This window comes from Paenibacillus humicola, from assembly GCF_028826105.1.
Classification (GTDB): Bacteria; Bacillota; Bacilli; order Paenibacillales; family Paenibacillaceae; genus Paenibacillus_Z; species Paenibacillus_Z humicola.
In genome coordinates this window covers 1,195,703-1,208,611 of the sequence record NZ_JAQGPL010000001.1, presented here as the reverse complement: position 1 = coordinate 1,208,611, position 12,909 = coordinate 1,195,703, and the positions used below count along the sequence as shown (strand labels likewise).

The 12,909-nt window shown below is 60.4% G+C and carries 8 protein-coding genes; 2 read left to right on the top strand and 6 right to left on the bottom strand.

What is annotated here, in order from left to right:
- The first annotated feature begins 198 nt into the window (after positions 1 to 198).
- Positions 199 to 1,317, top strand: a complete 1,119-nt coding sequence (locus PD282_RS05755) for an MGDG synthase family glycosyltransferase (RefSeq protein ID WP_274649385.1) — start codon at positions 199 to 201, stop codon at positions 1,315 to 1,317.
- A gap of 87 nt (positions 1,318 to 1,404) precedes the next feature.
- On the top strand, positions 1,405 to 2,820 hold the full coding sequence (locus tag PD282_RS05750) for an NAD-dependent malic enzyme (RefSeq protein WP_274649384.1): 1,416 nt from the start codon (positions 1,405 to 1,407) through the stop codon (positions 2,818 to 2,820).
- A 552-nt stretch (positions 2,821 to 3,372) separates the two neighbouring features.
- On the opposite strand, the gene PD282_RS05745 is transcribed toward PD282_RS05750, so the two are convergent.
- From PD282_RS05745 to PD282_RS05720, 6 genes are all read right to left on the bottom strand, one after another.
- On the bottom strand, positions 3,373 to 4,374 hold the full coding sequence (locus PD282_RS05745; protein WP_274649383.1) for a C40 family peptidase: 1,002 nt from the start codon (positions 4,372 to 4,374) through the stop codon (positions 3,373 to 3,375).
- Between the two features lie 445 nt (positions 4,375 to 4,819).
- Positions 4,820 to 6,823 carry a glycoside hydrolase family 15 protein gene (locus PD282_RS05740; protein WP_274649382.1) on the bottom strand — a complete coding sequence of 668 codons (2,004 nt, stop codon included), beginning with the start codon at positions 6,821 to 6,823 and terminating at the stop codon, positions 4,820 to 4,822.
- Positions 6,808 to 7,062, bottom strand: coding sequence for a hypothetical protein (locus PD282_RS05735; protein WP_274649381.1), 255 nt, complete (start codon positions 7,060 to 7,062; stop codon positions 6,808 to 6,810). The genes PD282_RS05740 and PD282_RS05735 overlap by 16 nt, the downstream gene beginning before the upstream one ends.
- Before the next feature lie 28 nt (positions 7,063 to 7,090).
- Positions 7,091 to 9,493, bottom strand: a complete 2,403-nt coding sequence (locus PD282_RS05730; RefSeq protein WP_274649380.1) for a sugar phosphate nucleotidyltransferase — start codon at positions 9,491 to 9,493, stop codon at positions 7,091 to 7,093.
- Positions 9,490 to 12,378 (bottom strand): 1,4-alpha-glucan branching protein domain-containing protein, encoded by a 2,889-nt coding sequence (locus PD282_RS05725; RefSeq protein WP_274649379.1) that lies wholly within the window; start codon positions 12,376 to 12,378, stop codon positions 9,490 to 9,492. Before PD282_RS05725 ends, PD282_RS05730 begins: the two co-directional genes overlap by 4 nt.
- Positions 12,290 to 12,886: a DUF4912 domain-containing protein gene (locus PD282_RS05720; RefSeq protein WP_274649378.1), complete on the bottom strand. Its 597-nt coding sequence runs from the start codon at positions 12,884 to 12,886 to the stop codon at positions 12,290 to 12,292. Before PD282_RS05720 ends, PD282_RS05725 begins: the two co-directional genes overlap by 89 nt.
- Between the last annotated feature and the right edge of the window lie 23 nt (positions 12,887 to 12,909).

Genomic DNA, 12,909 nt, shown 5'->3' with positions numbered 1-12,909 from the left:
TCGCCCTCCGTTTCGTCTAGTTGGATAGTCTGCACCCGAAGGCCCGCCTTCGTTCTAAAAGCGGGACCTTTTTTCCAACCTCGCTGATTCTCGGACTTTATCATAAATTAAGGCTTCGCTGATGCGCAAGACTCAATTCCGATCTTGTCTTGCCCCCGCCGGCGTCGTAATATGAGAATAGGAAAAGTAGGTGAGAAGATGCGCAAGAAAAGGGTGCTTCTGCTCTCTGAAGGTTTCGGTTCCGGTCATACCCAGGCCGCATATGCGCTGGCATTCGGGCTTCGCGAGCTTAATCCGAACATTCAGACGCGCGTAATCGAGCTGGGCAAATTCCTGAATCCGGTCATCGGGCCTTTAATTATGAACGCATACCGCAAAACCGTCAGCAAACAGCCCAAGCTAGTCGGAAAGCTCTATCACCGGCAGTACAAGAAATCGATGAACCGCTTTACGCAGCTCGCGCTTCACCGCATCTTTTATACGCATACCTTGAAAGTATTCGATCAGCTGAAGCCGGATTTGATCGTCTGCACGCATCCGGGTCCGAACGCCGTCGTCTCGCGCCTGAAGCGGCTTGGCCTCGTCGATATCCCTCTTTACACGCTGATCACCGATTACGACGCACACGGCACGTGGACCAGCTCGGAAGTCAACAAATATTTGGTCTCCACCCCGCTCGTCAAACGAAAGCTCACCGACCGCGGCATTCCGGCGAGCCGGATCGAGGTGACCGGCATCCCGGTCCATCCGGATTTTTGGCATACGCACGACAAATCGGAAATTCAGGCGAAATTCGGCTTGAAACCGATACCGACAGTTCTTATTATGGGCGGAGGATGGGGCATTATGTACAGCGACGATATTCTCGAGTATATGACTCGCTGGCGCGACCGCATTCAGCTGATTTACTGCGTCGGCAACAACGACAAAGCGCGCGAGCGCATGCTGGCCGACCCGGCTTTTCAGCACCCGAACATTCAAGTGCTCGGTTTCACGAAGGAAGTCAGCAAGCTGATGGACGTGTCCGACCTGCTCATCACGAAGCCCGGCGGGATGACCTGTACCGAGGGCTTAAGCAAGGGCATTCCCATGCTCTTCTATGAACCGATTCCCGGTCAGGAGGAAGTGAACTGCGAATATTTCGTGGAGTACGGGTTCGGCGAAATGCTGACCTCGACGGAATTGGTCGACAAATGGTTTTCCATGATTTTGGAGCCGTACACCTCCGTCCAATACAGAAGAACGCTGCTTGTCAAACGCAATCAGCAGTATAACCCGATGCAATGCTCCCGCGCCGTCCTGCAGTTGATGCAATGACGGTTTTTTTATCCCTGTTCGGCGTATATTTCTGCATAGACCGCTCCATTCCGGGGTAAATGTAAGGTAATCGAGGAGGAGAAAAACATGGCAAGCACGCCGCTGGACGGAAAGACAGTTATTATACGGCTGGAGCTCGATACGAAACGGGCCCATTTCGGAGGCGCAGCCACCGCGATCGAACAGGCGGGCGGCGATATCATCGCCATCGACGTGATCCAGACGGGCCGGGACAAAACAGTGCGCGATTTGACGGTCAAAATCACTGAGAGCATGGCGACCGAGCGGATCTCCAAGGCGCTGGAGGCGCTGCCCGGCCTCCGGCTGGTCAACGTATCCGACCGGACGTTCCTGCTCCACCTGGGCGGGAAAATCACGGTTCAGCCGAAAACGCCGATCCAAAACCGCGACGACCTCTCCCGCGTGTACACGCCGGAGGTCGCACGGGTCTGCACCGCCATTCATGAGGATCAGTCAAAAGCGTTCACCCTAACGGTCAAACGCAATACGGTCGCGGTCGTATCCGACGGCAGCGCCGTGCTCGGTCTCGGCAACATCGGCCCGTACGCCGCGATGCCGGTCATGGAAGGCAAAGCGATGCTGTTTAAGCAGTTCGCCGATGTCGACGCGTTCCCGATCTGCCTCGATACGCAGGATACGGAAGCGATCATCGCGGCGGTGAAAGCGATCGCTCCGGGTTTCGGCGGCATCAACCTTGAGGATATTTCCGCTCCCCGGTGCTTTGAGATCGAGCGGCGCCTGCGCGAGGAGCTGGATATTCCCGTTTTTCACGACGACCAGCACGGCACCGCGGTCGTGCTGTATGCCGGGCTGCTGAATGCGCTGCGGCTGACCGGGCGTACGATCGATTCGGCCCGAATCGTCGTCTGCGGCATCGGCGCGGCCGGCACGGCCTGCACGAAAATGCTGCTGGCCGGCGGCGCGAAGCACATTATCGGCGTCGAACGGCAGGGGATTCTGACCCGCGACACGCATTATCCGAGCGGCATGTGGCAGTGGTATGCCGAGCATACGAACGACGAGCGGCGAAGCGGCGGCTTGGCGGAAGCGCTGGCGGGAGCGGACGTGTTCATCGGCCTGTCCGCCGGCGGCATTCTCACCCGCGAGCATATCCTGTCGATGAACCGGGACCCGATCGTGTTCGCGATGGCCAATCCGGAGCCGGAAATCCGGCCCGAAATCGCAGAGGACCTCGTCGCCGTGTTTGCGACCGGGCGCTCGGATTATCCGAACCAGATCAACAACGTGCTCTGCTTCCCCGGCATTTTCCGCGGCGCGCTCGACTGCCGGGCCAGCGAAATCAACGAGCCGATGAAGCTGGCGGCCGCCGAAGCAATCGCCTCCGTCATCGGCGAGGGCGAGCTCAGCCCGCTCTATATTATCCCGAGCGTCTTCAATCAGCGCATCGTCGAGGAGGTTCGCCGCCGGGTCGTGCAGGCGGCGATTGCGAGCGGTGCGGCTCGAAGGCAGCCGAGGGAGTAGGGGGCTTGCGCCCCCTGGGACCCCCGGAGGATCCGAGGGCTGCGCCCTCCGGACTCCCCCTGTGAGGGCTGCGCCCTCTGGACTCCCGACTTTGAGGGCTGCGCCCTCTAACTGCCTTAATACGTTAAATGCGCCCCCTAAATCCCCCGGGGGGACCCCGAGGGCTCCGGCCCTCTGGACACCCGGATATGGGCGTACCTGCGACGCGGCCGTCGTTGATGCGGCTGCCAGCTTGGCTCGCTTGTCGTCCGCTTTCGCGGACACGCTTTACGTTGGCGTTCTTCCGCTGCGATTTTCCGGGAATATGGAGGGCTGCGCCCTCTGGCTGCCTTAATCCCCAGATTTCTGGACGACCGAGGCGCAGCTGTCGTTCGTGCGGCTGCCTGCTTGGCCCTCTGGGCCTCATCATATAGGAGAAACAAAGAAGCGGCCGAACAGATATCCTGAACGAGCCGCTTCTTTGTTTTGATCTGCAAGTATAGAAAATTGAGCTAAGCGATGGGGCCAGTGGACAAAGCGTTTACAGTCTCCGCATGTGCCGCCGTTTTTCGGTTATAATGCGCTGCCGCCGAACAGGAAGCGGTATTCCCAATGCTTGCCGGCGATCGAGTCCGTGCGGACGCCGCCTGACTTTTTGGAATACGTTTGCAGCACTTTACCGTCGCCCAAATAAAGCGCGACGTGCGAAATTCGGGCATTCGCTTTATAGGAAGGTCCGTAATTCGACGGGCTCGTCCCTTTGTAATCCCCGAAGAACATCAGGTCGCCGCGCTTCAGCTGGTGCCAGTCGGTGACGACCGGTCCTTTACTTTTCACATACGCGCCCTGCTGGCGGGAATCGGGCGGAAGGATAACGTTCGCCCCTTCGCGAAAAATGGTTTCGATCAGATCCGAGCAGTCGAACGTGGTGGTCGTATTGCGGTTCGACCCGTATTCATACGGCGTGCCCAAGTACTTCATCCCGTCGGCGATGATCGCCTCTACCGCCGCGGATCCGGATGCCGGATGGCCGCCGGACGAGCTCCCGCCGGAAGGCGCAGAGCCGGCGTTTGTATGTATATATTGCGTATCGCTGCTTACATACCCGGTCGTGCCGCCAGCATCCCGCACCTGGAACCACCAGGCGTTCGGCTGGCCGATCACCTGTACCCGCTCACCCCGCTGCAAATAGCGGATACGGGACGCATCGGTCGATGGGCCGGTCCGGAACGAGACGGAAGCGATGATATCCGCGTTGGCGGCGAACGACGAGCCTGCACCGGCCGAGCCTCCGGCGTTTGCTGCGATATATTTGCTCAGGGACGAAACGTAACCGACGCTGCCCCCGCTGTCTCTAGCCTTGTACCAATAGGAATTGACCGTATCGAGAATCGTTACATCGTCGCCTTTATGCAAATATTTGATCACGTCCGACGACGTTGAAGGACCGGTCCGAAAGCTGACCGTCGCCCGAATTTCGCCGGATGAAGGGCCGGATGAGGCCGCGGCTGCGACGGGAAGCGTAAGCGGCGCTGCAATGGCCGCCGCCAGAAACAAGGTGGATATTTTTTTCATGCTGTTCTACCTCCATCTGAAGTTGTCGTCATATGGGGTCCGAGGGTGTCATTGGCTGAATGTTAAATGACGCTTACGTTAAGCGCAGTCGATTTTCGCTCCTTGCGGTTGGCATCCGGCTCCTTCCATGCAAAGATTGGAACGATATCCATGTTCTATTGTACGAGCCCCCCATCACGGTACCTATCGACCTCTTGTCCCAATTGAAATCCGAACTTTAGGCAATTTGTACCTTTGTAAACGCTTCCATTTAAAATAGTAAAAAAAGGCATCCATGGAAGGATGCTAAATGAAATGTTGATTGCTATCAGCAATTTATCGCTCTTTATATTTCCAATTTTATTGTCCCAAAAACAGGAAATATGGACTAACCCCGGGCATGGAAGAGATTGTAATCGGTAATTGTTTCCAATTGTCGATTTTATGAACTAATTTTCCTATGGAGTTATTTACTGGAAGATACTGAATCCGGAACGGTGGATCCCGCCTTCAATTGCGCCATTTTATCCATATAATTGACGCAGGTTGAAATATAGGCGGCATGCGACCAGGTAAGAGGAGCGACGGACAGCGTTTTGCCGGTGAACGGGTCGACCTGCTCCGAAACGATGCCGGTCGGCAGCGCATGCTTCACGACCCATTCAATCGCCTCGCGCGGCTTCTTCAGATCTTCCACCGTTTTGGCGGCAAACACCTGCCATTCGGCCACCCACAGCGTGCAAATCGGCCACGGATTGCCCGGTATACGCGAGACATCCTTCGACCGCTGAAAATAATAGTCGTTGTAATAGCGCGCGATGCCTCCGATATCGGTCTTGACCGACAAGCCCTGCTCGATCGCGCGCATCGTACTGGCCGCCCGCGGATCGTCCGCCGGCAGGACGCCGAAAGCGATCAGGCCGTATACGCTGCTCTCCAGCGTCATGTCCTTTTCCCATTTATCCCCCTGCTTGTACAGCCCGCGGATAAATCGGTTTTGCTGCTCGTCCCACAAATGGGTCAAAATCGCCTGCTTCACCTCTTCGGCCACGTTCTTGAAACGGTCGCCCCGCTCGTCGTCGCCGAACAAATAGCAGAAATTCGAGGCCGCCGCCAGCCCGGCCTGAACGGCCGCAACGGAATACGTGAAGATGCCGTACCGTTCCTCCCACAAATCGTAGCTTGGAGAAGGAAGCTTCAGCTCCTCATCGATGAAGCGGCTTAAAAAATGGCCCGCCTTGCGGATCAGCGGTTTGTAGAGCGACTGGGCGAATTCGAGATCGCCGCTGCTTTTGTACAGCTGCCAGAACGCCGCCAGCACCAGCCCCGTCTCGTCGACCTGAATGGGCAGCTGCGCTTTGCCGTGCGCGATAAACGGATGCCAGCTCGAGCCGACCGTGCCGTCCGGGTTGTATTTATGGTGCAGATAGCCTTCCGGCGACAGGGCATCCGCGCAAAACCGGAAAAATTCTTTGACCATGTCCCAATAGCCCGCCATCGAAACGGCCGATGCGATCATGGCGCCGTCCCGCGGCCAGACGTAGCTGTAATGGTCCCGGTTGAACTGCATGATGTCCGAATCGTTAGCAGCGGTGATGGCCCCCCTGACGTCCGTTTGCGTTCGCACGACCAGCAGGCTCAGCTTGTACAGGCGGATCGCCTCTTCGGTCAAATCGCCAAAATCTTTTTGGACTTTGTTCACCCAGTGCTTCCAATAAATATGAACCCGCATCATCAGCTTTTCGGGATCGTTTTCGCGGACGTACGCGTCGAGCGTCTTCACGTCGAGCATGTTTTTGCCGATCGTCATCCAGTAATGCATTTTGCGGCTCGCCGAGCCCGGCACGCGCAGCCGGAATCCGACGACGCTGTCGACCGAGCCCTGCGCGATCGGATTGCAGGAGAGCTTGCCGTCCTCGGCGTCGACCCAGGTGCCTTTCGCATGATTGAACCGTTTGACCCCGGTCGAATATTCGTGTACGCCGCTGTCGCCATCGCCGGTACTGCCGTTGAACATGAAGTAATACTGCCGTTTGTAATGAACCATACTGTTGTTTTCCGGTACGAAAGCGGCGGTGTCGCCGACCTCATTTTCCGATATGCTGAGATCCTGGTGGAAAAAGAGCCGCACCTCGCGCTCTTCTCCGCGTTCGTTGAACACCTCGACGCTGCGCAGAAATACGGGATCGCGCTGATGCACGCACCCCAGAATGACAAGCCGGATCCCGGTTTCCCGGTGACGAGCCTCCGTTCGTGTGAGCATCGATGAATCCTCGTAGCGGTTTGCGATTTCCCAGGACGCATCGTCCAGCCACAGAAACCGGTTATCGACCCAAATTCCCAGGCGGCAGTACTGCCCGCTGACATGGTTGTACTCCCCGACGTACGGATAATAAATATCGCGAACGAACGCGTGCTCGTCAAGATTGACGAGCAGCTTTCCGTTCCCGACGACTAGTGGTCTGGCCATGCGGCATCTCCTAACTGAACCGGGGCTTCGGCGTCGCTTTGGGCCACGTGGCCTTTTTGCTGCGCCACTTTCATCAGGGCGTCGTAACGGTTCGGCGATTCGAGCGCCGATTCGAAATCGGATTTTTTGACGGAAGGACAGGCGACCACTTCCCCTGTATGGTAATACAGGTGCAGCGTCCTTTCACGCTCGTTGTACGAGCAATACGCAATTTGCTTCGATTCTACCGGTACCAGCATCGTAAACCGCCTCCTCGTTGTTGAAGCTTTAATTCAGTACCCGCTTCACGTCGGATACATAGCGCCCCAGCAGGTCGGCTGCCGTCTCCGCGCTGACGCTCTCGGCGATAATGCGCAGCGTCGGCGCATCCGCATCGGGCCATATCCATATGGTACCCTGTTCCTCGGAAATCTTGAGTCCGTCGGTCATTTCCACCGGACCGGCGGCGGCTGCGAGACCGTCCGCCATTTGGCGCAGCGCCGATCCTTTGATCTCCCACGGGCAGGCGACAGCCGCATGCCGCCGGTACGGCTTCGCAATCGGAGCCAGCATCTGCTCCGGCGCAAGACCCGTCGCCGCCATATGCCGCATCACGCCGGCAGCGGCGTAAATCCCGCTCGTGAGCGGGTGAAACAGCGGGTCCCCGCCCGCCGCGAGCAGCTCCCGTGGCGTCCGTTTGGCGCGGACGACCCGCCCGCCGAGCCCTTCGGCGATGCTGTCCGCGGCGGCCGGCGCATACACCGGCAGGCCGAGGACGACGCCCGGGCGGCGGTGGAACGCTGCCAGCAGCGCGGCCAGCAGCAGCTCTTCGCCGCCGAGCGGGGCGCCGTCCGCGCCGAGCGCCGTCCATTCGCGGCCGCCGTTATCAAGCGCGATGTGCAGATCCGCCTCCGTCCGGGCGAGCGCCGTCAGGTCGTACGCCGGCCCGCTCCGCACGATCTCGTCCGCGCCCGGACGAAGAAGCGCTTCGGCGTTGGCATAAACCCACTCGTCGGCGGCGATGGCAAGCCGCCCGAGCCGGGCGTGACCGTCCCAGCCGACCGCCTCGCCGAAACGGCGCGCGTACGCCTCCAGTATCGCCCCGCCGTCCGCCGGAATCAGACGGCCCGCGGCGTCCGGACGCGGCCTTCGGAAATCGTCGTGCCGCAGCGCCTGTTCGATTTTCCGTTCCGCCGCCTTGTCGATCGGCAGGCCGGAGCGGTCGCTGCATTCGATGCGGATCAGGCCGGAATCGGCGAGCGGCGTATACAACACGTGCAGGGCGCCGACCAGCCCGGCCTCCGGCACATGCGCGCGCAGCGCTTCCGCCGGTACGGCGCCGCAATCGATGCAGTCGATGCCGACGGACCGGAGGGCGGGGATCAGCGCATCTTTCAGAAGGGAAGCGAATTCATGCTGCGAGGCGCCGACCAGGATACCGCTTCCGGGGGACAGCTGGGAGCCGAACGCGGCGCCGAACCGGGAGACGAACTCGGGCGTCATTTCGACGCCGGCCGCGCCTTCCGCCCCCCATTCCCCGAACAGACGGGCGGGAGCCGTCTCGCCCCAGACGAGCGTACCGGTTACGTGCGCTTCATCCTGCACCCGCTTCTTCGGCCACAGCTTGACATGGCTGCGGACCGCCGCCTTCCGGCCGATGACGCAGTGGCTGCCGACGACGGATTCGGGCTCGCAGCGGGCCCCGGCCATCAGGCTGGTGTGATTGCAGAGCAGCGAGCCGTCCAGCTCCGCGCCGCGCCCGATGCGGGCTTCGCGCCACAGGATGGAGCGGCCGACGACGGACCCGCCTTCAATGCGCGAGGAAGCGCCGACGATCGCGTAAGGTCCGATAACCGCTCCATCGCCGACGTGCGCCTCCGGGCCGATGTAAGCCGGGCCGACGATCCGGCTTGCCGGATGGATCGAAGCGCCGGCGGCGGCGAACACGCCCGGGGCGATCGGCTGGCCGTCCAGCTCGAGCCGCACCTTCCCGTCCAGCATGTCAAACTGGGTCGTTTTGTACTGCTCGATGCTGCCGATATCCGACCAATACCGGTCCGTCACATAGCCGTACAGCGGAGCGCCGGCCGTCAGCAGCCGGGGGAACAGCTCTTTGCTGAAATCGTAGGCGGCGCCTTCGGGAATCAGCTCGAGCAGCTCGGGCTCCAGAATATAAATGCCGGTGTTGACCGTATCGCTGAACACCTCCGACCAGTCGGGCTTCTCGAGGAAACGGGTGATTTTGCCGTCCGGCTCCGTTAACACGACGCCGAATTCCACCGGCATGCTCGCTCGCGACAGCACCATCGTCGCTGCCGCTTCGCGCTCCTCATGAAACCGCCGGGCCTCGGTCAGATCGATATCGGTCAGCGCATCGCCGCTGATTACGATGAACCGCTCATCGAGGAAGGAAGCGGCGTTCCGGACGCTGCCCGCCGTGCCGAGCGGCTCCGTCTCGTCGAAGTAAACGAGCCGCACGCCGTAATCCGCGCCGTCGCCGAAATATCCGGCTATCGCCTCCGGCAAGTACTGCGTCGTCACGGCGATTTCCTTTATACCGTGTTTACGCAGCAATTCGATAATATATGCCATACAAGGTTTATTTAAAAGCGGAACCATCGGCTTCGGAAGATCGCATGTAAGCGGCCGAAGCCTCGTGCCCTTGCCTCCGGCCATGATGACCGCCTTCATAGGCGAGCCTCCTCCTTTCCCGCGCCCGCTTTGCCGATCTCCGTCTCGTACACCGCGGCCGTCCGGGCGGCCAGCTTCTCCCAGCCGAATTCCCCGGTCGTTTTGCGATAAGCTTCCTCCGCCATCGCCGTACCTTTAGCCGGCGCGAGCAGCTGTTCCGTCACATGCCAGGCGAGCGAATCGACATGGCCGGGAAGCGCCTTGTAGCCGTCCTCGCCGTGCCGCACCAGGTCGGCAAGCCCGCCGGTGTCGGACACCACGAGCGGACGGCGGAACTGCATCGCCTCAAGCGCGACAAGGCCGAACGGCTCATACAGGCTCGGGATCACGACGACGTCGGCTCTCGCCAGCCAGGCCGCTTTCTCGGCTTCGTCCACAAAGCCCAGAAACCGGACGCGGTCCCCGTACACGGCCGCCTGCTGCCGCAGCGTATGCTCCATCGGGCCCGAGCCGGCGATATAGATCACGGCATCCGGCACAAGGCGGAAAATGTGCGGCGCGGCCTGCAGCAGCACATGAACGCCCTTCTCGTAAACGAGCCGGCCGATAAAAAACACGACCCGGCCGTCAACCTGCTTCGCCGGAACATGCCCCGCATACGGGGACAAGGCGATGCCGTTCGGCACCAGCACAATCTTATCGGGAGGCAGCCCGAAGCACCTGCGGACCTCCTCCGCCATCGTGCGGCTGCAGACGATCACCTTCGCCGCTTCGTACGTCAGGCTCCATTCGATATTGTGAATGCGGTGATGAAGCTCGGTATGAAGCGCCCCGCCGTTGCGCCCCCATTCGGTCGCGTGAATCGTGGCCACCAGCGGAATGCCGTAGCTGTGTTTGATTTCGCGCGCCGCATAATAAACCATCCAGTCGTGCGCATGCAGCACGTCGACCCGCCCGCCCGCTTCGATCCACTGCACGAGATGATCCGTCATCGCCAGGTTCATTTCGAACATCCAGTGAATGAAATCGGTGTCGCCCGAGACGAGTATCGGCACCCGGTGCACATACACGCCGTCCGCCTTTTCGAAGTAGGGCGCTCCGAAATGCGAAGTCGTCACGACATGGACCGCCTCGCCCCGGGAAGCCAGCTCTCTCGCGAGCTCGCATACCGCCTTGGACAGGCCGCCGACGTTCTTCGGCGGATATTCCCAGGCCAGCATGACCACATTGCGCTTGCCCTTCGTTTCGGCCAGCACCCGTTCCCAGGCGTGCGCCGACAGCAGCCGGACGGGCGAAAGCGGCTGGATGGCGATATAATCTGCGAACGAAAGGAGCGGGAAACAGTTGTCCTGTTGTTCCAATTCCTGAATATAAACCGGATCGAGCTCGTCCCGCTCGACGGCGTCGCACAGCCGGTGAAACGCCAGCAGGTGCTTTTTCGTGCGGGCAGCCGCATAGTCCGTTACCGTGCCGGCGTCCATAATGAACGCCCAGTCGCTGCTTTGCGCCAGCATCAGCTCGCGCGCCGCCTGGTTCAGCGCGCGGCGCGTCAGGCCGCGCAGCACCCGCTCCCCGGCCAAATCGGCATGCGCGGTCGCAAGGCCGATCATCCGCTCCTCGGCCTCGTGCAGATGGCGGTAAACCCAGTCGTTCGCGCCCTGCAGCCACACTTCCGCCGACGCGTTCCGGCCCCAGCTCGAATCGCGCAGTCTGCCGGTGTCCGACAGCGGGTACCGGTCCAAATATTCGGACGGCGTTATCATCTGCAGCTGATGCTGATCGTAAAACAGCTTCCGGCACAGCTCCTCGATCCAGAGCGGCCCTTCGTACCACCAGTGCCCGAACAGCTCCGCATCGTACGGCGACAGCATGAGCGGAATCCGGTCGAGGTACGCATGCGCCCGCTCGGCCTGAGCCGTCCGGCTGGCGATGAAATGATCGGCCTGCATGGCCGCTTTCCGCGCGGCCCAATCGGGGTTATAAGGCTCCTTATGATTGCCTTTGGACGTGATCCGGTAATATTTGATGCCCGTGTTCACCCGCTCGTTCGTCGGAAGGACGTACGGCTGGATATAGCGCCATGCCGCTTCCGATTCCCAGCCCAAATCCCAGCCGATGTCGCGGTAATATTCCCGGTAGTCGAAATCGCCGGGATAACCCTCCTGCGAGCTCCATACCTGCTTCGACGACTGCGGGTCGCGCGGGAACGCCGAGACGCCGTAAGGCGTGATGAGCGGAGCGTACAGCTCGCGGTTGGCTCTGGGCGTCGCATGCTCCACGGCCGCCGAATCGCAGATGAAATATTCGATGCCGTACTGCTTCAGCACGCGGTCGATGCCGATGGCATACGCGCACTCCGGAAGCCATATCCCGCGCGGGCGGCGTCCGAAATGGCGCTCGTAATCGGCGGCTCCCGTCGCGATCTGCGCTTTTACCGCCTCCTCCGTTTTGATCAGCGGCAGGAAAGCATGGGTGGCGGCGCACGTCATAATTTCGATTTTGCCCGCATCCTGCAGCGCTTTAAAGCGGGGAATGAGCTGCATGTCCGAAGCAAGATACATCGACCTCAGCTCGCAGAACCGCCTCTCGTACATGCGGGCGAGCGGCTCCAGGGCGGCATCGCCTGCCAGACGTTCGGTCTCGCTTCCGGCGAGGCGGATCAGCTTGTCCAGGTGGGAAAGGAAACGGCGCTGCATAAGCGGATCCTCGAGCAGCGACAACAGCGTCGGCGTCATCGACAGCGTGATCCGGTAATCCACGCCTTCGGCCGCCAGCCGCTCCATCATCCCGAGAAGCGGCAAATACGTCTCGAGCATCGCCTCGTAAAACCACCGCTCCTCCATGTAATCGTCGCGATCATGATGGCGGATATAAGGCAGATGCATGTGAAGCGCCAGGGTAAAATACCCTTTGCAGACCGGCCTCGGCCTCACTTTGTTCATCATCCAGGCTGATGCCCCCTTTCCGAATTTGCGCAAGGGTCGAAATATTTTCGAACAGATGCGGCGCGATCCGTTCCCCATACGGGCTGGAAGCCGGCCAGGCGGCGATGACCGGTTCCCCGAATGCCGGCGGCGTGTCGCGCGGCGTCGCGGCAAAGTTGGACCTGAGGAGCGGCACGAACTGCCGGTTCCAGGTGTAGGTGCCGAAATCGACCGTATACGTCGCAGCGGCGTGAACGCCGAGTATGTACCAGCTATTCGCCTCCGGCGTCGTCTCGATATCGAAATAGCCGTTGCTGTTGCCGCCGTTGAAATAAACGCCCGTCACGTCGTATATCCGCAGCACCTTGGGCAGTACATGCCAGTCGCACCCGAAGTGCTGCGCGGCCAGCCATCTTTTCCGGTTCCCGATTTCCCAGTAAACGAACAGCGTATGCGGGTCCCGTACAAGGAGCTGCAGCAGATCTTTCTCATAGCGGTCCGGCAGCTCGCCGGCGTTATTCCATCGCACCTGTGGATCTGCCTCCTCGATTC